At 73.4% G+C, this 20848-nt stretch carries 18 protein-coding genes; 12 read left to right on the top strand and 6 right to left on the bottom strand.

Annotation, left to right across the window (positions count from 1 at the left end; translation table 11 throughout):
* Positions 1-40: 40 nt before the first annotated feature.
* Positions 41-790 carry a TIGR03089 family protein gene (locus tag ACFYOB_RS14450; protein WP_388559586.1) on the bottom strand — a complete coding sequence of 250 codons (750 nt, stop codon included), beginning with the start codon at positions 788-790 and terminating at the stop codon, positions 41-43.
* Positions 791-929: 139 nt separating this feature from the next.
* Between ACFYOB_RS14450 and ACFYOB_RS14445 the strand changes: the two genes are divergently transcribed.
* Positions 930-2315, top strand: a complete 1386-nt coding sequence (locus ACFYOB_RS14445; RefSeq protein ID WP_388559583.1) for a peptidoglycan recognition protein — start codon at positions 930-932, stop codon at positions 2313-2315.
* Positions 2316-2427: 112 nt separating this feature from the next.
* Positions 2428-3438, top strand: a complete 1011-nt coding sequence (locus ACFYOB_RS14440) for a DNA-3-methyladenine glycosylase family protein (protein WP_388559580.1) — start codon at positions 2428-2430, stop codon at positions 3436-3438.
* Positions 3439-3457: 19 nt separating this feature from the next.
* Here ACFYOB_RS14440 and ACFYOB_RS14435 read toward each other — a convergent pair whose 3' ends face one another.
* The 3 genes from ACFYOB_RS14435 to ACFYOB_RS14425 form a co-directional block, all read right to left on the bottom strand.
* The gene (locus ACFYOB_RS14435) at positions 3458-4777 is read right to left on the bottom strand and encodes a coenzyme F420-0:L-glutamate ligase (protein WP_388559578.1); all 1320 of its coding nucleotides are present in this window, start codon (positions 4775-4777) and stop codon (positions 3458-3460) included.
* Complete coding sequence (gene cofD, locus ACFYOB_RS14430) at positions 4774-5733, bottom strand: 2-phospho-L-lactate transferase (RefSeq protein ID WP_388559575.1); 960 nt, start codon at positions 5731-5733, stop codon at positions 4774-4776. The genes ACFYOB_RS14435 and cofD overlap by 4 nt, the downstream gene beginning before the upstream one ends.
* A gap of 110 nt (positions 5734-5843) precedes the next feature.
* Positions 5844-6359 (bottom strand): cysteine dioxygenase, encoded by a 516-nt coding sequence (locus ACFYOB_RS14425; protein WP_388559573.1) that lies wholly within the window; start codon positions 6357-6359, stop codon positions 5844-5846.
* A 630-nt stretch (positions 6360-6989) separates the two neighbouring features.
* On the opposite strand from ACFYOB_RS14425, the gene ACFYOB_RS14420 reads away from it, so the two are divergent.
* The 3 genes from ACFYOB_RS14420 to ACFYOB_RS14410 all read left to right on the top strand — a co-directional run bounded on the left by ACFYOB_RS14420 (position 6990) and on the right by ACFYOB_RS14410 (position 12577).
* Positions 6990-7253 carry a WhiB family transcriptional regulator gene (locus ACFYOB_RS14420; protein ID WP_003983763.1) on the top strand — a complete coding sequence of 88 codons (264 nt, stop codon included), beginning with the start codon at positions 6990-6992 and terminating at the stop codon, positions 7251-7253.
* Between the two features lie 255 nt (positions 7254-7508).
* Positions 7509-11090 (top strand): glycosyltransferase family 2 protein, encoded by a 3582-nt coding sequence (locus ACFYOB_RS14415; RefSeq protein ID WP_388559569.1) that lies wholly within the window; start codon positions 7509-7511, stop codon positions 11088-11090.
* Positions 11087-12577, top strand: coding sequence for a DUF5719 family protein (locus ACFYOB_RS14410; RefSeq protein ID WP_388559567.1), 1491 nt, complete (start codon positions 11087-11089; stop codon positions 12575-12577). Before ACFYOB_RS14415 ends, ACFYOB_RS14410 begins: the two co-directional genes overlap by 4 nt.
* Before the next feature lie 40 nt (positions 12578-12617).
* Here ACFYOB_RS14410 and ACFYOB_RS14405 read toward each other — a convergent pair whose 3' ends face one another.
* Positions 12618-13085 carry a metallopeptidase family protein gene (locus tag ACFYOB_RS14405; protein WP_388559565.1) on the bottom strand — a complete coding sequence of 156 codons (468 nt, stop codon included), beginning with the start codon at positions 13083-13085 and terminating at the stop codon, positions 12618-12620.
* A gap of 90 nt (positions 13086-13175) precedes the next feature.
* Here ACFYOB_RS14405 and ACFYOB_RS14400 point away from each other — a divergent pair, with 90 nt between their 5' ends.
* From ACFYOB_RS14400 to ACFYOB_RS14375, 6 genes are all read left to right on the top strand, one after another.
* A complete protein-coding gene (locus ACFYOB_RS14400; protein WP_388559563.1) occupies positions 13176-13577 on the top strand; it encodes a DUF3499 domain-containing protein in 402 nt (133 codons plus the stop codon).
* Positions 13578-13654: 77 nt separating this feature from the next.
* Positions 13655-15025, top strand: a complete 1371-nt coding sequence (locus ACFYOB_RS14395; protein WP_388559560.1) for a phosphomannomutase/phosphoglucomutase — start codon at positions 13655-13657, stop codon at positions 15023-15025.
* A gap of 248 nt (positions 15026-15273) precedes the next feature.
* Complete coding sequence (locus ACFYOB_RS14390) at positions 15274-15459, top strand: Trm112 family protein (RefSeq protein WP_037797711.1); 186 nt, start codon at positions 15274-15276, stop codon at positions 15457-15459.
* 69 nt (positions 15460-15528) lie between these two features.
* Positions 15529-16662, top strand: coding sequence for an SIS domain-containing protein (locus ACFYOB_RS14385; RefSeq protein WP_388559556.1), 1134 nt, complete (start codon positions 15529-15531; stop codon positions 16660-16662).
* 37 nt (positions 16663-16699) lie between these two features.
* A complete protein-coding gene (gene manA / locus ACFYOB_RS14380; protein ID WP_388559553.1) occupies positions 16700-17857 on the top strand; it encodes a mannose-6-phosphate isomerase, class I in 1158 nt (385 codons plus the stop codon).
* Between the two features lie 72 nt (positions 17858-17929).
* The gene (locus tag ACFYOB_RS14375) at positions 17930-18856 is read left to right on the top strand and encodes a cation diffusion facilitator family transporter (RefSeq protein ID WP_388559550.1); all 927 of its coding nucleotides are present in this window, start codon (positions 17930-17932) and stop codon (positions 18854-18856) included.
* A 122-nt stretch (positions 18857-18978) separates the two neighbouring features.
* Here ACFYOB_RS14375 and lepB read toward each other — a convergent pair whose 3' ends face one another.
* The gene (lepB, locus tag ACFYOB_RS14370; RefSeq protein ID WP_388559547.1) at positions 18979-19668 is read right to left on the bottom strand and encodes a signal peptidase I; all 690 of its coding nucleotides are present in this window, start codon (positions 19666-19668) and stop codon (positions 18979-18981) included.
* A gap of 294 nt (positions 19669-19962) precedes the next feature.
* Here lepB and ACFYOB_RS14365 point away from each other — a divergent pair.
* On the top strand, positions 19963-20848 hold an 886-nt coding region (locus ACFYOB_RS14365), incomplete at its 3' end, for an adenosylhomocysteinase (protein WP_388559541.1).

The raw sequence follows: 20848 nt of genomic DNA, 5'->3' as shown, positions 1-20848 counted from the left end.
AGTCCGGGTGACGGGCGGGCCGACCGCGGTCAGGCAGTGATCAGACCGTGTGGGTGACGCGCTCGCTCTCGATCCGCTGCGCCAGCGCGTCCTTCGGCAGCCGGTCCAGATTCCGGCACAGCACCACGGATCCGCCCGACGCCAGAGCGGCGTAGAGCCCGGCCGAGAGGCCCTCCCACGTGTCGTAGCCGAGCCCGCTCAGCACCCGGGAGCCGTCCCCGAGGCCGAGCCTCGCCGCGTCCTCGCGGGCGCGGTCCGTGAGCTCCGCGTACGAGAGCTCCTCGCCGCCGACGACCAGCCCGGGCCCCTCGGGGTCCACCGGCGCGAACGGCGCGAACCGGTCGCCCTGCCCCGGCACCTCCACCGCGTAGTCCGCGAACCCGGCCGGCGGCTGCGGGAACCGCCCGCCCAGCGGCCGCAGCGCGAGCGCCACGCGCTCCCCGGAGCAGGCCCGGGCCTCCTCCAGCGAGTCCGGCCCGCTCACTACGAGGTCGGCCTCGGCCGGGTCGCCGCCGACCTCGGCGACCACCCCGACCGAGGCGCAGGCGAGCAGCCAGGCGGCGCTCTGCCAGTGCGCCGGCAGCATCAGCGCGAGCCGGTCACCGGGCCCGGCGCCCAGGTCGCCCTGGAGCAGATTCGCGGTCTTGGCCACCCAATTGGCGAAGGTGGCGACGGACAATTCCACGCGCTCGCCCGTGGCGTCGTCGTAGAAGGTGACGAGCGGGCGGCCCGGATCGGCGGCGAGCGCGGATCGCAGCAGGTCGGCAGGGGTGCGGTCAGTGGAGTTCACCCGGCACAGGTTACGCGGGCGCGTCCTCCGTCCGGCGGCCCGTGACTACGCCGTACGGGGGAGGGGTACCGGCGTGTCACCAGACGGGGCGTCAGTTCCCGGATGGCGCCGGGGGCTGAGCCTGCTCACCATCCTTTTCATGCGTGGATTCCTTGCTTCCTCGATCGGCGTCGTGACGGCTGCCGCACTGGCCCTCCCCGTCGCGCTTCCTACTCCGGCCCTGGCCGAGGCCTCCCAAGTCACCCCCGCCGGCTCCACCCAGTCGCTGCCGCTCGTCCCACTGGGACCCTCCGCGGACCGGACCCCCGGCGTTCCCGGCATGAGCGCCTCGCCCCGACTCCCCGAGGCACAGGGCCTGGCCGCACGTGAGGTCAAGACGTTCTCGCTGGTCGGCGTCGTCTGGGACGACGTCGCCACCCAGCTCCACGGCCGGGTCCAGGTCCGTACCCGCTCGGCGAAGACCTCGGCCTGGTCCGGCTGGCAGGACGTCGAGACCCACAACAGCGAGCACGCCGCCGACCCCGACGCGGTGGAGAGCGGCTCCGGCCGGGTCCGCGGCGCCACCGCCCCGCTGTGGGTCGGCGAGTCCGACGGCGTGGAGGTCCGCGTCCAGGCGGAACCGGCGGCCCCGTCCAGCCGCGCTCCGTCCCGGCTCCCCACGGGCATGCGGATCGAGTTGATCGACCCGGGCGCGGAGGTGCCCGGCGCGGGGGCGGACGGCAAGAACGGCGGCCCCGTCGGCGACGACAAGGGAGACATGGTTGCGCCCGGCCTGACGATGGAGATGGCCGAGTCCTCCGCGGCGAACCTCCCGCACGCCGAGCTGGGCGCGAACGAGATCATCGCCCTCGACAAGGCCGACTCCACCGCCGACGCGATCTACGCGAGTGAGGGCGCACTGAGCGCGGCGGCCGTTCCGTTCATCGGTCCGCGCCCGCGGATCGTCACGCGAAAGGGGTGGGGCGCGGACGAGAGCCTGCGCGAGAAGGGCTTCCTCTACACGAACACCGTGAAGGCGGCCTTCGTCCACCACAGCGCCTCGGGCAACAACTACGCCTGCAAGGACGCCCCGGCGGTGCTGCGCAGCCTGTACCGCTACCACGTGCTCAGCAGCGGCTGGCGCGACTTCGGTTACAACTTCGCCGTCGACAAGTGCGGCACGGTCTACGAGGGCCGCGCGGGCGGAGTCTCCAATCCGGTGCTCGGCGCGCACACCATGGGCTTCAACGCCGACAGCATGGGCGTCGCGGTGCTGGGCACGTACACCTCCACGGCGCCCCCCGCGGCGGCGGTCGAGGCGGTCGCCCGCCTCACGGCCTGGAAGCTCGGCCTCTTCGGCAGGGACCCGCGCGCGAAGACCACCCTGAAGTCGGGCGGCGGCAACCTCTACGCCAAGGGCACGAACGTGAAGATGAACGTCATCTCGGGCCACCGGGACGGCTTCGCGACGGAATGCCCGGGCAAGAAGCTCTACGGCAAACTCCCGACGACCCGCACCTCCTCGGCAAAGCTCCAGGGCCGTTAGCAGCCGCCGGCGGTGGGCGGTGTCCGGGGCGCGCCGCCGCTGCCGGGGCTCCGCCCGGACCCGCGCCTCGACCGCGGGTCCGGGCGGGGCCCCGCAGGGCTACGCTCGACGCATGGCCGGCCGCTTCGACCCCGTCGATCCCCTCACCCCCACCACCGTGCGCGGCGGCCGGACCGCAGTGCCCGCCGGGCAGGGGCGCCCGGTCGGCGCGGGCGCCAAGGAACGCCGCTGGACCCCCGGGGGCCCGCTCGACCTCGGGCTCACCCTCGGCCCGCTCAGACGGGGTCCCGCCGACCCCACCTTCCGCACCACCCCCGACGGATCGGTCTGGAGGGCGACCCGGACCCCCGACGGCGCCGCCACCCTGCGCCTGGCCGGGCGGCCCGGCCAGGAGGTGCACGCCGAGGCCTGGGGCCCCGGCGCCGACTGGATCCTCGAACAGCTGCCCGCGCTCCTCGGCGACGGCGACGACCCCGCCGTCTTCGTCCCCCGCCACCGCCTCGTGCACGCCAGCCACCGCCGCCGCCCGGGCCTGCGCCTCACCCGTACCGGCCTGGTCCTGGAGTCCCTGATCCCCACCGTGCTGGAGCAGAAGATCACGGCCGACGAGGCCTACCGCGCCTGGCGCCGACTCGTACGCCAGTACGGCGAGCCCGCCCCCGGTCCGCAGGACCTCGGCCTCCACGTCATGCCTTCCGCCCGCACCTGGGCGATGATCCCGTCCTGGGACTGGCACAAGGCCGGGGTCGACGCCAAGCGTTCCGCGGCGATCGTCCGGGCCGCCCGCGTGGCGAACCGCCTGGAGGAGGCGGCCGCCATGGCCCTGCCCGAAGCCGCGCGACGGCTGGAGGCCGTTCCCGGCATCGGCCCGTGGACCTCCGCCGAGACCCTCCAGCGCAGCAACGGCGACCCCGACGCCGTCACGACCGGCGACCTCCACCTCCCCGGCATCATCGGCTACGCCCTCGCCGGGGACCGCGACGCCGACGACGCCGCCATGCTGGAGCTCCTCGCCCCGTACGAAGGCCAGCGCCACCGCGCCGCCCGCCTCATCCTCCTCGCCGGTCACACACCGCCCCGCCGCATGCCCCGCATGCCCCGGACGGACATCGGAAGGCTCTGACCGCGCCGACCGTACGGGCCTACCGCACCTCGATGAAGTCGGCGGCGGACCGCGAGGGCCGCTCCCGCGGCGGCTCCGCCGCGTGACCCACGGCCACCGCCCCCATCGGGTCCCAGTCCTGCGGCAGCCCCAGCACCTGACGCACCACGTCCCGGCAGAACATCGTCGAGGACACCCAGGCCGAGCCCAGCCGCTCCCCGGCCAGCGCCACCAGGAAGTTCTGCACGCCCGCGCCCATGGCGACCACGAACATCTCGCGCTCCGCCGCGTCCCGGCGGGCGTGCCCGTAGTCGTGCGAGCCGTCCGTCACCATGCACGGCACCACCAGGTACGGCGCGCTGCGCAGCACCTCACCCCGCCGCACCCGCTTGGCGATGGACTCCTCGGACTTGCCGTCCGACCGCAGGTCCGCGATCCACGCGTCCCGCATCGCGTCCAGCAGCCGCACCCGCGAGGCCTCGGACTCCAGCAGCACGAACCGCCACGGCGTCGTGTGGTGCGGGGCCGGCGCCGTCACGGCCGCCGCCACCGCCCGCCGCACCGCGCCCGGGTCCACCGGCTCGGCCGTGAAGGCCCGTACGGTACGGCGCTGCGTCACGGCCTCCCGTACCGCCTCCGAGGTGCCCAGCCGGAACATGTCGTCGGCCGGGGGGCGCACCAGGTCGCGGGCCGTGGAGCCCTCGCCGAGTACGCGGTCCAGTCCGCGTACGACGGCCACCGGCAGCCCGGCCGCCTTGCCCTTGACCAGGTCTCCGGCCGCGGCCAGCTCGTCCGCCGTCGCCACTATCGTCGCGCTCAGCGGATTGCCGTGGGCGTCGGTGCCGCCGCGCAGGTCGTCCAGGACCCGCACCCCGGCCGAGCCGATCGCCACGTCCGTGAGCCCGTTGCGCCAGGGCCTCCCGAAGGTGTCGGTGACGACCACGCCCACGTCCACGGAGAGGACGTCGCGCACGCCCTCGCGGATCGCGGCGGCCGAGGCGTCCGGGTCCTCGGGCAGCAGCAGCACCGTGCCGGGGGCGGTGTTGGAGGCGTCCACCCCGGCGGCCGCCATCACCAGGCCCTGCCGGTTCTCCACGATCCGCAGGGGGCCCCGGCGCGCGATCACCCGTACGGTCTCCGCGTCTATGGCGTCCTCGCGCGAGCGGGCCTCCACGATCCGGCCCTCGGCCTTGGAGACGATCTTCGAGGTGACCAGCAGGACGTCCCCGTCCCGCAGGTCGGGCGCGGCCACCGTGATCAGCTTCGCCAGGTCGTCGCCCGGCCTGACCTCGGGTATCCCGTCGACGGCCCGCACCTCGTAGGAGGGAACGGGCGCGACGGAGGCGTGCGCGTCGGTCACCGCGAGGCCTCCGCCAGCTCCAGCGCCGCCCGGGCCATCTCCGCGGTGGCCGCCAGGTCGGTCATCATCAGCGGCACCGCGCGGCAGGGGATCCCGGCGGCCTCGACCTCGGCTACGGCGTCCGCGTCGGCCGTGTCCACCAGCCAGCCGTCCAGCAGCCCGGTCCCGTAGTGGCGGGCGACCGCGGCGGCCGTGGCCTCCACGCCGACCGCGGCCAGCACCTTGTCCGCCATTCCGCGCACCGGCGCGCCCCCGACGATGGGGGAGAGGCCCACGACCGGCGCCCCGGCGGCGGCCACGGCCTCCCGGATGCCGGGCACGGCGAGGATCGTCCCCACCGAGACCACCGGGTTCGACGGCGGGAAGATGATCACGTCGGCGGCCGCGACGGCCTCCAGGACGCCCGGCGCGGGCTTGGCCTGCTCGGCCCCGACGGGGACGACGGCCTCCGCGTCCACGGCGGCGCGCAGCCGGACCCAGTACTCCTGGAAGTGGACGACCCGCCGTTCGCCGGTGTCGGGATCGGTGATCGCGACGTGGGTCTCGACCCGGTCGTCGGACATGGGCAGCAGCCGTACCCCGGGCTGCCAGCGGTCGCACAGGGCCTCGGTGACGGCGCTCAGCGGGTAGCCCGCGCCGAGCATCTGCGTACGGACGATGTGGGTGGCGAAGTCGCGGTCGCCGAGGCCGAACCAGGTGGGCCCGACCCCGTACGCCGCGAGTTCCTCCTTGACGGTGAAGGACTCGTCGGTGCGGCCCCAGCCCTGGTCCTCGTTGATGCCACCGCCGAGGGTGTACATCACCGTGTCCAGATCGGGGCACACCTTGAGCCCGAACAGGTGAATGTCGTCACCGGTGTTGCCGATGACGGTGATGTCCGCGTCGGGGACTGCGACCTTGAGGCCGCGGAGGAACCGGGCGCCGCCTATACCGCCGGCCAGAACAACAATGCGCATGCAGACAGTCTGTCAGCCGCAGGCTGTCGTCGAGGGGTGGTGGTCGGGCGACGGGCGGGCCTGTCAGCCGCAGGCTGTCGTCGAGGGGCGGTGGTCGGGCCGGGCCGGGGTCAGGCGGGGACGGACTCCTGGCGCGCCGGGGAGCAGCTGTGCATCGGCATCTCGGTCAGGCCGGGGAAGTAGACGTGCAGGCTGACGGCGCCTTCGAGGGTGTCGTTGACGACCTCGTGGGCGTAGCCGGGGGCGAAGACCCGCTGGGAGCCGGCGCCGAGGGCGAGCTGTCCGCGGGTGTGGTGTTCGGTGAGCTCGCCTTCGAGGACGGTCAGGACGCCGGAGGAGGCGCCGTGGTCGTGCGGGCCGCTGCCCTGGCCGGGGACCCAGCTGAGCAGCCAGACCTCGTAGCCGGGGCCGGTGCGCAGCCGGTGGTACCAGCGGGTGGTGGCGTCGTACTGGACGAGGTGCTCCCAGGAGGCGCGGTCCTCGGCGATGGAGCGGGCGAGGCCGACGAACTCGGCGACGGTGGCCGGGTGCTCGCGGGCGGGCTGGAGGAGGTGCTGGACGGCGAGGATGTCGCCGGCGATCTGGAGGTCGCTCTCGGCGTACGTGGGGGTGCTGGCGCTGTTCATCGTGGGGATACCTCGACGGATGTCAGTGGTGCTGGCGGTTGCTGCGGGGGCTGGCTGGAGCGGTACGGAGCCGGGGCTCCGGAGGCATCAACAGCTGCAACAGCAACAGCGAACCTGGGCAGCGCACAGGAACCCACGAATGGGGGTTCGGGTGGTGGTTGCGCTCGCTGACATGGGAACAAGGAGAGCGGGTCGAGGGTCGGACTGTCAACCCAATGTCCGGTTCGGGGGAAAAGTTTCACCTCATCCGGTTGCTGTGCGCGGAGAAAGGTTTGTGCAGTCGGTGTCCGGGGATGTGGCGCTGCAATCGAGCTCAAACCAGATCCGGCAGCTTCGTGACCGGAATGTGATCTGCGCCGCTTCTTTGGCTGGATCGCAACCCTGCCCCGGGGTGACGCGTGGATTAGGGGTAAAGGCGGGCATCATGTGACGCCCGTTGCATGTGTCACGATTTTTGGCGATATGAACACTTTCTGCATAGGCTTGGTTCCGCAGAGTGAATAAGGGGCCCAATAGCAGATCTCGGCTTGACTGCTCCGGAGCCACGCACTTGTAATTTCACTCGTGTCGTTACGTAGCGATCAGTAACGACATCACCACGGGGACGCACAGACAGAGCGAGGGGCGCACATGACCGAGCTGTTTCAGGAACTGCTGGTCGAGGAGGCGGACGAGGAGCTCGGATGGCAGGAGCGCGCACTGTGCGCCCAGACCGACCCCGAGTCCTTCTTTCCCGAGAAGGGCGGCTCCACCCGCGAGGCCAAGAAGGTCTGCCTGGCCTGCGAGGTCCGCTCCGAATGCCTTGAGTACGCCCTCGCCAACGACGAGCGATTCGGCATCTGGGGCGGTCTGTCCGAGCGCGAGCGCCGCCGGCTGAAAAAGGCAGCGGTCTGATCCGCCCGGGACGCTTCCCAACAGGTACCTTCCGCACCTACCGCACATCGCACGACATATCGAACTGCCCGGCCTGCAACTCACCGAGCAGAGCAAACGGTCCGCCTCCTGCACCTTCCCCGCAGGAGGCGGACCGTCGCTTTTCCAGCCGTTAGTGTGGGGTGCTGTCCAGCAGCCTCCGAGGGCACACCACCCCCGGACCCTCCCCCCGGACTCCGTCCGGGAGGACCCCCAGGCCGGAGGGCCAGTAGCGCGATGTCCCTGCACAGCCAGTCGGCGGCCTCCTATCAGGCCCCCGCCACACCCGAGTTCCCCCGGCACGTCGTCACCGCGGTCCTCGTCGCCCACGACGGCGCCCGCTGGCTGCCCCGGACACTCGCCGGCCTCCTCGGCCAGGAACGCCCCGCGCAGAACCACATCGCCGCCGACACCGGCAGCGCCGACGAATCCGCGCGGCTGCTCACCGAGGCGTTCGGCGACGAACGCGTCCTGCACCTCGCCCGCCGCACCGGATTCGGCACCGCCGTCGACGAATCCGCCCGCAGCGCGGGCACGCTGACCCCCGAGGACCTCCCGTACCTCAAGCGCCCCAGCGGCTGGGACCCCGTCAGCCGCACCTGGCGCGACGACGCGTACGACCTCCCCGACCTCCCCCACGGCGAACCCGTCCAGTGGCTCTGGCTCCTGCACGACGACAGCGCGCCCGAGCCCGACGCCCTCACCGAACTGCTCCGCGTCGCCGAGGAGAACCCCGACGCCGCCGTCATCGGCCCCAAGCTGCGCGGCTGGTACGACAAGAAGCAGCTCCTCGAAGCCGGCGTCACCATCGCCCGCAGCGGCCGCCGCTGGACCGGACTCGACCGCCGCGAACAGGACCAGGGCCAGCACGACCAGGTCCGCCCCGTCCTGTCCGTCTCCACGGCGGGCATGCTGGTGCGCCGCGACGTCTACGACGAGCTCGGCGGCTTCGACAGACGCCTGCCCCTCATGCGCGACGACGTCGACCTCTGCTGGCGCGCCCAGAGCGCCGGCCACACCGTCCTCGTCGCCCCCGACGCCGTCATGCGCCACGCCGAGGCCTCCGCCCGCGAACGCCGCACCGTCGACTGCGCGGGCCGTACGAGCGCGAGCCCGCACCGCGTCGACAAGGCCGGCGCCGTCTACACGATGCTCGCCAACAGCTCCGGCCGCGCCCTGCCCTACGTCCTGCTGCGCGTCCTGCTCGGCACCGTGCTGCGCACCCTCGCCTACCTCGTCGGCAAGGCCCCCGGCCAGGCCGTCGACGAGTTCACCGGCCTCCTGGCCACCCTGCTCCGCCCGGGCCGGATCCTCGCCGCCCGCAGGCGCCGCCGCCGTCCCGTCGTCCCCGCCGCGGACCTGCGCCCGCTCTTCCCCCCGCCGGGCGCCTCCCTGCGGGCCAACGCCGAACAGCTCGCCGGCTACTTCGCCGACGGCCGCGACACCGAAGCCGCCCCCGCCGGCCGGCACGGCGGCGGCAGCATCCTCAACGCGCCCGGCGAGGACGACTTCCGGGACACCGAGCGGTTCGCGCGCCTCAAGCGGATCGCCCGCAACCCCGCGCCCGTCCTCTTCGGCCTCCTCCTGCTCGTCTCCCTCGCCGCCTGCCGCTCCCTCATCGGCGGCGGCTCCCTCATGGGCGGCGCCCTGCTCCCCGCCCCCGACAGCAGCACCGAGCTCTGGCGCGCCTACACCGACGGCTGGCAGCCCGTCTCCACCGGCTCCACCGCCCCCGCACCCCCGTACATCGCCGTCCTCGGCGCCTTCGCCACCCTGCTCTTCGGCTCCACCCAGGCCGCCCTGACCCTGCTGCTCGTCGGCTCGGTCCCGCTGGCCGGACTCACCGCGTACTTCGCCTCCCGGCCGCTCGTCGAATCCCGGCTGCTGCGTGCCTGGGCCGCCGTCGCCTACGCCTTCCTGCCCGCCGTCACCGGAGCCCTCGCCGGCGGCCGCCTCGGCACCGCCGTCCTCGCCGTCCTGCTCCCGCTGATCGCCCGCTCCGCCGTCGCCGCCTTCGCCCTCGGCGGAGCCGAAGGGGAACGGACCGGCTGGCGCGCGGTGTGGACGTACACCCTCCTGCTGAGCCTGGCCACCGCCTTCACCCCCGTCGCGTGGCCGCTCGCCGCCGCCCTCGGAGTCGCCGCGCTGGTCATGCGCCGAGCGCAGTGGAAGACGTACGGACCGCGGCTGATCGCCGGCCTCGCCGTCCCCGTCCTCGTGCTCGCCCCCTGGTCGCTGGGCCTGTTCACTCACCCCGGCCGCCTGCTGCACGAGGCCGGACTGCCCTACGGAACCGGCTCCGCCTCCGCCCTGGACCTGCTCGGCACCAGCCCCGGCGGCCCCGGCACCACCGGCGGCGTGCTGCTGCTCGGCATCGTCCTCGCCGCCCTGGGCGCCCTGCTGCGGACCGACCGGCGGTTCGCCGTCCGAGCCGCCTGGGCCACCGCCCTCGCCGGGCTGCTCCTCGCGGTGCTCCTCAACCGGACCGCCTGGGCCGGACCCGCCACCCTCGTCTACGGGCTCGCCCTGCTGGCGGCCGCCGCGCTCGGCGCGGACGGCGCCAGGGAGCGCGTCGCCGCCCGCAACTTCGGCTGGCGCCAGCCGCTGGCCGCGCTCATCGCCCTCACCGCCGCCGCCGGACCACTCCTCGCCGCGGCCGGCTGGCTCATCGGCGGAGCGGACGGCCCGCTCCAGCGCCGTGACCCGGTGCAGGTGCCCGCCTTCGTCGCCGAGGCGGGCGGTGACGACAACCAGACCCGCACCCTGATCCTCGCCGTGGACCCGCCCGCCACCGTCTCCTACAGCCTCGTCCGCGGCTCCGGCGGCCGCCTCGGCGACGCCGAGACCGCCGCCCGCACCGGCAGCGACCCCCGCCTCGACAAGGTCGTCTCCAACCTCGTCGCCGGCTCCGGCGCCGACCAGTCCAGCCAGCTCAGCGCCTACGCCATCCGCTTCGTCATGTTCCGCCCCGGCGGACCCGAGGACATCCGCCGCGTCCTCGACGCCACCCCGGGGCTCAGCCGACGCCACCAGCAGGACGGCACCGCGCTCTGGGGCGTCGAGCCCTGGCTGCCGCGCGCCGTCATCGTCTCCGGCAAGCAGGGCGAGGCCCCGATCCCGGTCGCCGCCGGTCCCGTCGAGGCCCACGGCAAGATCCCGGCCGGTGAGGCGGGCCGCGTGCTGCGCATCGCCGACCGCGCCGACTCCGGCTGGCGGGCCACCCTCGACGGCAAGCCCCTCAAGCCGAAGACCCTCGACGGCTGGGCACAGGGCTTCGAACTGCCCGCCGACGCCGGCCGCCTCGACCTCGTCCACGAGCACTCCCTCGTGCGGACCGTCTGGCACTGGGCGCAGGGCGTCCTCGCCCTGGTCCTGCTCGTCATGGCCCTGCCCGGCCGCCGCGAACGGCTCGACGACGACCTGCCCGAGGAAGAGGCCGCGATCCCCGCCCAGCCCGGCCCGGGCGAGGCCGGCGAGGGCCGCCGCGCCCGCCGCCTGCGCGCCGAGGCCGCGCCCGCCCCCGCACCGGTCGAGGCCGCCGTGGCCGCCGACCCGTACGCGGACATCCCGGCGCAGCCTGTGTACGGCGACGAGGCGTACGGGCAGGACGCGTACGCCTACCAGCCCCACCCGGACCAGGGCGGCTACGCCTACGAGCCGCAGGCGCAGCCGTACGGCGGGCAGGCGCCGGGGTACGAGCAGTACCCGTACCCGCAGCAACAGCAGCCGGTCCAGGAGCCGGACCAGCAGCAGTACCCCTACCCGTACGACACCTACGGACAGTACGACCCGCGTCCGGACGGGAGCCCCCAGCAGTGAAGCAGCGCGCACCCCTGACGCTCGCGGCCGTGACCGCGGCGCTGGCCGCCCTCACCGGCGTCGCCGCCCTCACGGCCCCCGCCACCGGGGGCACCGCGGCCGACGGCAAGGCCGCGGCCGCCGCCCGGATGCCGGTGGAGCGGTCCCTGCTGGTCTGCCCGGCGCCGAGCTCCTCGGACATCGCGGACACCACGTACACGGCGTTCACCCCCGGCGCGGCCGGATCCGCCGAGGGCAAGGGCTCGGCCCGGCTGCTCGGCGCCACCAAGGACGCCAAGCCGGTGCTGGAGCCCAAGGAGGCGGGCAAGCCCTTCGGGGCCACCGCCTCCGGCGCCGACGCCCCCGCGCTCACCGGCAGCGCCGACGGGATCCTCGCCCCCGGCTGGACCGCGCAGCTGACCACCAAGGTCTCCGTCGGCCGGGCCCGGGGCGTCCTCGGCGCCGGCTGCACCGCTCCCGGCACCGACTTCTGGTTCCCCGCGGTGAGCACCGCCAAGGGGCGCGAGGACTACGTCCACCTCACCAACCCCGACGACGCCGCCGCCGTCGTCGACATCAAGCTCTTCGGCCCGGACGGCGTGGCCAAGCCCGACGCGGGCACCAGCGAGAACATCCGCATCGACCCCAAGTCCAGCAAGTCCGTCCTGCTCTCCTCCCTGATCCCGGGCGCCCAGCTCGCGGACGCCACCGCCCACGTGACGACCCGGGCCGGCCGGGTCGGCGCCTCCGTGCAGGTCGGCGAGGAAGGCGTGGGCGCCGACTGGCTGCCCGCCGCCACCGACCCGGCGGGCTCCCTGGTCCTGCCGGGCATCCCGGCCGATGCCGCCTCCGTCAGGCTGGTCGCCTTCGTGCCCGGCGAGGAGGACGCGGACCTGAAGATCCGACTGGCCGGGCCCGGCGGCGCCATCACCCCGGCGGGCAACGAACAACTGCACGTCAAAGCCGGTATGACGGCGAGCGTGGACCTCAAGGACGTGACCCGCGGCGAGCCGGGCTCACTGCTGCTGACGCCGGTCGACGCCAAGAAGGTCTCCCCACTGGTCGCGGCGGTACGGGTGGTGCGCGGCACCGGCGCGAAGCAGGATCTGGGCTTCGTCCCGGCCTCCGGGCCGGTGGGCACGCGGGCGACCGTGGCCGACAACCGGCCCGAGGAGAACGCGACCGTCCTGTCGCTGACGGCGCCGGGCGACAAGGACGCGAAGGTCAAGGTGACGGCCTCGCCGGGCACCGGCGGCGGGGAGGCGTCCTCCCAGGAGGTGACCGTCAAGGCGGGCACCACCCAGACGGTGACCGTGGCCCCGGCGGGCGCCAAAGGCTCCTACGCCCTCACCGTCGAGACCCTCTCCGGCGGCCCGGTCCACGCGGCCCGCACCCTGTCCCTCCCGCACGAGGGCATCGCGATGTTCACCGTCCAGACCCTGTCGGACGACCACTCCACGGTCTCGGTCCCCAGAGCGACGCAGGACCTGTCGGTCCTGACCCGCTGACCGCTCGGCCCCGCGCTACACCAGGACCGTCAGACAGCCCCTAGTCCTGGCCGTAGCGCGGGTCCACGGTCTCCGGCGAGAGTCCCAGCAGCTCCGCGACCTGCTCCACCACGATCTCGTGGACCAGCAGCGCCTTCTCGTCCCGCGTCTTGGTACGGATCTCCACCGGTCGGCGGAAGACCACGATCCGGGCCGGCAGGCCCTGGCGGGGCTCCGCGACCGCGCCCAACGGCACCGCCTCGTCGTTCCAGCCGCCGTCCGCGCCACCCGGCGGCCCCGGCACGTCACCGACGAGGAACTCCACCTCGGCCAGCTGCGGCCAGCGCCGCTCCAGCCGCTCCACGGAGTCCCGTACGAGGTCCCCGAACAGCTCCGACCGGCTCGCCGACAGCGGCACCTGCGGCGGCGCCACGGGCCCGCGCATCCCGCGCCCGTGCCGGTCCCGCCGACGCGGCCGGGGCTCGGCCGGGGGCTCGGCGGGACGGGAAGTCAGAGGGCTGTCGGTCACCCCCGCAGGGTATCTCCCAGTACGACACGGGGGAGTGAGCGGCGGGAGAGTCGTCGCGGCCCGGTCAAGAGTGCGGTACCGTCCAACGTCGTGAGCCTTGTACGTCGTTGTTCGCGCACCGCGTGCGGCCGCCCTGCCGTCGCGACACTGACGTACGTCTACGCCGATTCGACCGCAGTTCTCGGCCCGCTCGCCACTTACGCCGAACCCCACTGCTACGACCTGTGCGCCGAGCACTCCGAGCGCCTGACCGCCCCGCGCGGCTGGGAAGTCGTCCGCCTGTCCGACGGCTCCGCGCCGTCGCGCCCCAGTGGCGACGACCTCGAAGCCCTCGCCAACGCGGTGCGCGAGGCGGCCCGCCCGCCCCAGCGCGCCGCCGAGGCCTGGGGATCCGCCCGGAAGGACTCCGGGGGAGCTACCGGCCAAGGGGGCCCGGGCGGCGGCGAGACCCGTCGCGGACACCTGCGCGTCCTGCGTTCGCCCGATTCCTGACACTCCGATCGCCTGAAGGGCCCCGCAGTGGGCAGGGTAGGTTTGCGTACCGCACAGGACCTTCAGGAGGGCAGGCAGTGGCCGCAGATCTTTCGAACATCGTCAAGGCGTACGACGTACGCGGTGTCGTACCGGACGAGTGGGACGAGTCCCTGGCCGAGCTGTTCGGTGCCGCGTTCGTCGAGGTCACCGGCGCCACGGCGATCGTGATCGGCCACGACATGCGCCCCTCCTCCCCGGGCCTGTCCGCCGCCTTCGCCCGCGGCGCGGCCGCCCGCGGTGTCGACGTGACCCTCATCGGGCTGTGCTCCACCGACCAGCTCTACTACGCCTCCGGTTCCCTGAACCTGCCCGGCGCCATGTTCACGGCCTCGCACAACCCGGCGAAGTACAACGGCATCAAGCTGTGCCGCGCGGGCGCCGCCCCGGTCGGCCAGGACACCGGCCTCTCGCAGATCCGCGAACTGGTCGAGAAGTGGTCCGACGAGGGCGCCCCCGCCATCGCGGCCGGCACCGTCCCCGGCACGATCACCGAGCAGGACACCCTCACCGGCTACGCCGCGCACCTCAAGGGCCTGGTCGACCTCACCGGCGTCCGCCCCCTCAAGGTCGTCGTCGACGCGGGCAACGGCATGGGCGGCCACACCGTCCCGACCGTCTTCGAGGGCCTCCCGCTGGACCTCGTACCGATGTACTTCGAGCTGGACGGGACCTTCCCCAACCACGAGGCCAACCCCCTCGACCCGAAGAACATCGTCGACCTGCAGGCCCGCGTCCTCGCCGAGGGCGCCGACCTCGGCATCGCCTTCGACGGCGACGCCGACCGCTGCTTCATCGTCGACGAGCGCGGCGAGGGCGTCTCCCCGTCCGCGATCACCGCCCTGGTCGCGGCCCGCGAGCTCGCCCGCAACGGCGGCACCGGCACCGTGATCCACAACCTGATCACCTCCTGGTCCGTCCCCGAGGTCGTCCGGGAGAACGGCGGCACCCCCGTCCGCACCCGCGTCGGCCACTCCTTCATCAAGGAGGAGATGGCCAAGACCGGCGCCATCTTCGGCGGCGAGCACTCGGCGCACTACTACTTCAAGGACTTCTGGAACGCGGACACCGGCATGCTCGCCGCGCTCCACGTCCTGGCGGCCCTCGGAGGCCAGGACGGCCCGCTGTCCGAGCTGGTCTCCTCCTACGACCGCTACGCCGGCTCGGGCGAGATCAACTCGACCGTCGCCGACCAGGCCGCCCGCCTCGCCGCCGTCAAGGAGGCCTACGGCAACCGCGACGGCGTCACCCTCGACGAGCTGGACGGCCTGACCGTCACCGGCGCCGACTGGTGGTTCAACGTCCGCGCCTCCAACACCGAGCCGCTCCTGCGCCTCAACGTCGAGGCCCGCGACACGGCCACCCTCGCCAAGGTCCGCGACGAGGTCCTGTCCCTCATCCGGGCCTGATGGGAGTGCCGGGCGGGACCGGACCGCGCCCCGCGCGGATCCAGCCCCGCCCGGCGCCGAGGCCGCACCGGCCGGCCCCGCCCGGCGCCCACGCCCGGGGCAGGGAGCCCGGATCGCGCCGCGCGGAGCCCGGGCCGCGGCGCCACACCCGCCCCGGCGGCACCTGCGGACGGCACAACACCGCACCGGAGGTGACTCGGCGGTACGCTGACCACGCCCAATCCGCATGTTCGAAGGGAACGCGCCCCATGCCGCTCGAAGCCGGTCTTCTGGAGATCCTCGCCTGCCCCGCCTGCCACTCGCCCCTTGAGGACAAGTCGGCCGACGAGACGGCCCCCGAGCTGATCTGCACCGGCCAGGACTGCGGCCTCGCCTACCCGGTCCGGGACGGCATCCCCGTGCTCCTCGTGGACGAGGCCCGCCGCCCCGCCTAGGCCGCGCCGCTCCCCTCCGCACCACGAGACGCGCAGACTGGTTCCGTCACACAACAGCCGGAGGCCACCATGCTCGACGAGTCGCTCCTCGACGCACCGGATGATCTAGCCCGCGCCGACCGGCGGGGCCTGCTCCGCGGCGCCGCCGAAGCCGGGGCCCGGGTCCGCACCGCGGCCCGGCACGCGGCCGAGGCGGGTCTGGGCGACCTTCACCCGGACGGCCGCCCCCGCTCCGTCCTGATCGCCGGGCCCGGCACGGCCGCCACCGGCGTCGCCGACCTGCTCGGCGCCCTCGCCGGAGCCTCCGCGCCCGTCACCCGGCTGGACCCCACCGGCGTGGCACACGCCGCCGGCGCCCTGCGCTGGGCCCTGCCCGGCTGGGCCGGCCCCGTCGACCTGCTGCTCATCGCCACCACCGACGGCACCGAGCCCGGGCTCGGCCTCCTCGCCGAGCAGGCCTACCGGCGCGGCTGCAGCGTCGTCGCGGTCGCCCCCGAGCGCTCACCGCTGAGCGAGGCGGTGGACGGCGCGCACGGACTCCTCGTACCGATGGCCAAGGCCCCGTACCAGGAGTACGACGAGTCCGCGGCGGCCGGACCCGGCGCCCTGTGGGCCCTGCTGACGCCACTGCTGGTGCTCCTCGACAAGGTGGGCCTGGTCTCCGCCGCCCCCGACACCCTCCAGCTCGTCGCCGACCGGCTCGACCGCACCGCCGAGCGCTGCGGACCCGCCATCGCCACCTACTCCAACCCGGCCAAGACCCTGGCGGCCGAGCTGGCCGACTCCCTCCCCCTCATCTGGAGCGAGGGCGCCGGAGCCGGACCGGCGGGACGGCGCTTCGCCGCCACCCTCGCCGAGCTCGCGGGCCGTCCCGCACTGTCCGCGGCGCTCCCCGAGGCGCTCCCCGCCCATGGCGTCCTGCTCGCCGGCTCCTTCGCCGCCGGCGCCGACCCCGAAGACTTCTTCCGTGACCGGGTCGAAGAGCCCCAGGCCCTGCGTGCCCGCGTCGTCCTGCTGCGTGACCGGCCGGCCGGCGGCCTCAGCGCCGCCCCCGCCGCCCGCGAGCTCGCCCTCAGCCACGACACGGCCATCAGCGAACTCGAACCGGAGGAGGGCGTGGAGCTGGAACAGCTCGCCGAACTCCTCGCCGTCACGGATTTCGCCACCGCCTACCTGGCGTTGGCTTCCGCGGGTCACAGCTGAGGTACGTCCGTACCCGGCTCTATCCAGGAAGACGACGATGGACCGCCTGACGAACACGATCCGCCCCTACGCCTGGGGATCGACCACCGCCATCCCCACGCTCCTCGGCGTGGAGCCCACCGGTGAGCCCCAGGCCGAGATGTGGATGGGAGCCCACCCGGGCGCCCCCTCCCGCGTCGACCGCGGCGCCGGGGAGACGGCTCTGTCGGAGGTCATCGCCGCCGACCCCGAGGGTGAGCTGGGCGCCGCCGTCGTCGCCAAGTTCGGTCCCCGGCTGCCGTTTCTCCTCAAGATCCTCGCTGCGGGCGCCCCCCTCTCCCTCCAGGTCCACCCCGACCTCGCCCAGGCCAAGGCCGGTTTCGAGGACGAGGAGCGCCGCGGGATCCCGATCGACGCGGGCCACCGCAACTACAAGGACCCCAACCACAAGCCCGAGATGCTCTGTGCGCTCACCCCGTTCGACGGACTGTGCGGTTTCCGGCCGCCGCAGCAGTCCGCCGATCTGCTCGAAGGCCTCGGGGTCGATTCGCTCAAGCCGTACGCCGACCTGCTGCGGGCCCACCCCGAGGACGCCGCGCTGCGCGAGATGCTCACCGCCGTCCTGACCGCGGACCGCGAGGAGATGGCCCACACCGTCACCGAGGTCGCGGCCGCCGCCGAGCGCCTGGGCGGCCCGTACGCCCCGTACGTCGCTCTGGCCCACGAGTTCCCCGGTGACCCGGGCGTCATCGCGGCCATGCTGCTCAACCACTTCCGACTCCAGCCGGGCGAGGCGGTGTTCCTCGGCGCGGGCATCCCGCACGCCTACATCCAGGGCCTCGGCGTCGAGTTGCTGGCCAACTCCGACAACGTGCTGCGCGCGGGCCTCACCCCCAAGCACGTGGACGTGCCGGAGCTGATGAAGATCGTGAAGCTGGAGTCGGGCGACCCGCACCTGCTGCGCCCGGAGGACGAAGGCGAGGAGGTCTACGAGACCCCCATCGACGAATTCCGGCTCTCCCGCTTCCTCCTGGCGCCCGGCGGGGCCTCCCGCGTGCTCCCCGGGGACACCCCGCAGATCCTGCTGTGCACGGCGGGTTCACCGCGGGTCGGCGAACTGTCCCTGTCCCCCGGCGAGTCGGTCTTCGTACCGGTGGGCGAAAAGGCCGAACTGTCCGGAACGGGTACCGTCTTCCGTGCCACCGTGCTGGTCTGACGCAGCGACCCCGGTGTCAGCTGCAACAATGTGCGGCCGGTAGTCAGTGGCTAGGAAGGACACCCTGCACCCATGAGCGCGTCGGGCGGTACCAAGGCGATCGTGGCGGCACTCGCCGCCAACCTCGCCATCGCTGTGGCCAAATTCGTGGCATTCCTCTTCAGCGGCTCCTCGTCGATGCTCGCGGAAAGCGTCCACTCGCTGGCCGACTCCGGAAACCAGGCGCTGCTGCTCCTGGGCGGGAAGAAGGCCCAGCGCGAGGCGACGCCGCAGCACCCCTTCGGGTACGGGCGCGAACGCTACATCTACGCCTTCCTCGTCTCCATCGTCCTGTTCACCGTCGGTGGCATGTTCGCCATCTACGAGGGCATCGAGAAGATCGAGGAACCGCACCCGATCGAGGCCTGGTACTGGCCCGTCGGCGTCCTCCTCTTCGCGATCATCGCCGAGTCCTTCTCCTTCCGCACCGCGATCACGGAGTCGAACGAGCTCCGCGGCCGCCAGACCTGGACCCAGTTCATCCGGCGCGCCAAGGCACCCGAGCTGCCCGTCGTCCTCCTGGAGGACTTCGGGGCCCTCGTCGGCCTGGTCCTGGCCCTCGGCGGCGTCGGCCTCGCCCTGGCCACCGGGAACGGCGTCTGGGACGGCATCGGCACCCTGTGCATCGGCGCCCTGCTGATCGTCATCGCGATCATCCTGGCCGCCGAGACCAAGTCCCTGCTGCTCGGTGAGGCCGCGGGCACCGAAGAGATCGAGAAGATCAACGCCGCGCTCGTCGACGGGGTCACCGTCACCCGCGTGATCCACATGCGCACCCTGCACCTGGGCCCGGAGGAGCTGCTGGTCGCCGCCAAGATCGCGGTCGAGCACGACGAGACCGCGAGCCAGGTGGCGCACGCGATCGACGCCGCCGAGGCGCGCATACGGGAGGCCGTCCCGATCGCCCGGGTGATCTACCTGGAGCCGGACATCTACCGTCCGGAAGCCGCCGCCAAGTAATCCACGTGATCCACATCCACGGACGCCCGAAGGCCCCCGCGAGCAGCAGCCCGCGGGGGCCTTCGTTACGTTCCCGGCGGCCCCGGCGGCCCCGGCCCCGGCCCCGGCCGCTCAGGATCAGGTCAGGGCACGGGCCAGGTCGGCAGGACCGGCTCCGGACGCCGTCGGCGCACCACCAGCGCCCAGACCCCCAGCCCGCCCCCGACCAGGAACGCTACGGCCCCGAACACCATGACCCCGCCCGCGACCACGAGATCCGTCGGCCGCGCGACGGCCTCGCCGCGGACCGCCGACAGAGGGACCGTGCCCTGCTCCTTCCCGGGGCGCAGCGAGGAGTCGAAGGAGTTCCCGCGGTTGTCTCCCATCAGGAAGATCCGCCCCTCGGGCACCGTCACGTCGAAGGGCACCGTCGACGGCAGTGACCGGTCCAGGACGTACGGCTCGTCCAGCGGCTCCCCGTTGAGCCTGAGCGCGGTCTCGCCCCGCCGGTACTCGATCCGATCGCCGCCGGCCGCCACCACCCGGGACAGCAGGAGCCCGTCCGGCACCCACTCCGGAACCGACAGGAGCACCACGTCTCCGCGCCCGATCTCCAGCTCGTGGCCGCCGCCGCCCATGGCGAACCAGCCGGTGCTTCCCTCCTCGTACGTCGGCCGCATGTTCTGGCTCGCGATGACGTGCTTCTCGTACGCCACGTCGGGGTGCCGGTCCGACATCGCCGCCCAGATCAGCCCGCCGATCACCAGCAGGCCGCCGGCCACCAACAGCACGATCGCCCAGATGCCCCGTCTCCGGCCGCGCCTGCGTTCCATCGGCTCATCCCCCTCAGAAGCTTCCGTGTGCGCGGGCAGCGTACGGAACGCCGCCGTAAGACCTGAAACCCCGGCAGACTTCCCCCTCGGCCGACTGGGGCGCGCTGCTTCGATCGGTGTAGATTCGTCATCAGTGTCAGGCGTCGCTGCTGATGGCGGTCGGGCGGTCTCGCGACCGGCCGAGGGGAGAGAGGGCCCCCGACGGACTGTGCTCGGTGCGCCGCCCCCTGCTCAGGCACGGCAGGCGCACGGCTCAGCCGTACCCACCCTCTCGAACCATGAGGAGCAGCACCCATGGACTTCAAGGTCGCAGACCTTTCCCTTGCCGCGTTCGGCCGCAAGGAGATCACGCTGGCCGAGCACGAGATGCCGGGCCTGATGTCGATCCGCGCCGAGTACGCGGCCGCCCAGCCGCTGGCCGGGGCGCGCATCACCGGCTCCCTGCACATGACCGTGCAGACGGCCGTGCTCATCGAGACCCTCGTCGCCCTCGGCGCCGACGTCCGCTGGGCCTCCTGCAACATCTTCTCCACCCAGGACCACGCGGCCGCCGCCATCGCGGTGGGCCCGAACGGTACCCCGGAGAACCCGCAGGGCGTCCCCGTCTTCGCCTGGAAGGGCGAGACCCTGGAGGAGTACTGGTGGTGCACGGAGCAGGCGCTGACCTGGCCGAACACCCCCACCGGCGGCCCGAACATGATCCTCGACGACGGTGGTGACGCCACCCTGCTGGTCCACAAGGGCGTCGAGTTCGAGAAGGCCGGCGCGGCCCCGGACCCGTCCACGGCGGACTCCGAGGAATACGCGCACATCCTCACCCTGCTGAACCGCACCCTCGGCGAGGCCCCGCAGAAGTGGACGCAGCTCGCGTCCGAGATCCGCGGCGTGACCGAGGAGACCACCACCGGTGTCCACCGTCTCTACGAGATGATGGACGAGGGCACGCTGCTCTTCCCGGCGATCAACGTGAACGACGCCGTCACCAAGTCGAAGTTCGACAACAAGTACGGCTGCCGCCACTCCCTGATCGACGGCATCAACCGCGCCACCGACGTCCTGATCGGCGGCAAGGTCGCGGTCGTCTGCGGTTACGGCGACGTCGGCAAGGGCTGCGCGGAGTCGCTGCGGGGCCAGGGCGCGCGCGTGATCGTCACCGAGATCGACCCGATCTGCGCGCTCC

This window comes from Streptomyces sp. NPDC006463 (genome assembly GCF_042870715.1).
Taxonomy (GTDB): domain Bacteria; phylum Actinomycetota; class Actinomycetes; order Streptomycetales; family Streptomycetaceae; genus Streptomyces.
The sequence above is the reverse complement of the archived record's forward strand: the minus strand, read 5'-3'. Positions and strand labels throughout refer to the sequence as shown.

Coding starts and splice junctions, on each gene's coding strand:
- ACFYOB_RS14445 (WP_388559583.1), top strand. CDS start 930: ATGCGTGGATTCCTTGCTTCCTCGATCGGCGTCGTGACGGCTGCCGCA.
- ACFYOB_RS14440 (WP_388559580.1), top strand. CDS start 2,428: ATGGCCGGCCGCTTCGACCCCGTCGATCCCCTCACCCCCACCACCGTG.
- cofD (WP_388559575.1), bottom strand. CDS start 5,733: ATGCGCATTGTTGTTCTGGCCGGCGGTATAGGCGGCGCCCGGTTCCTC.
- ACFYOB_RS14425 (WP_388559573.1), bottom strand. CDS start 6,359: ATGAACAGCGCCAGCACCCCCACGTACGCCGAGAGCGACCTCCAGATC.
- ACFYOB_RS14420 (WP_003983763.1), top strand. CDS start 6,990: ATGACCGAGCTGTTTCAGGAACTGCTGGTCGAGGAGGCGGACGAGGAG.
- ACFYOB_RS14415 (WP_388559569.1), top strand. CDS start 7,509: ATGTCCCTGCACAGCCAGTCGGCGGCCTCCTATCAGGCCCCCGCCACA.
- ACFYOB_RS14390 (WP_037797711.1), top strand. CDS start 15,274: ATGCCGCTCGAAGCCGGTCTTCTGGAGATCCTCGCCTGCCCCGCCTGC.
- ACFYOB_RS14385 (WP_388559556.1), top strand. CDS start 15,529: ATGCTCGACGAGTCGCTCCTCGACGCACCGGATGATCTAGCCCGCGCC.
- manA (WP_388559553.1), top strand. CDS start 16,700: ATGGACCGCCTGACGAACACGATCCGCCCCTACGCCTGGGGATCGACC.
- ACFYOB_RS14375 (WP_388559550.1), top strand. CDS start 17,930: ATGAGCGCGTCGGGCGGTACCAAGGCGATCGTGGCGGCACTCGCCGCC.
- lepB (WP_388559547.1), bottom strand. CDS start 19,668: ATGGAACGCAGGCGCGGCCGGAGACGGGGCATCTGGGCGATCGTGCTG.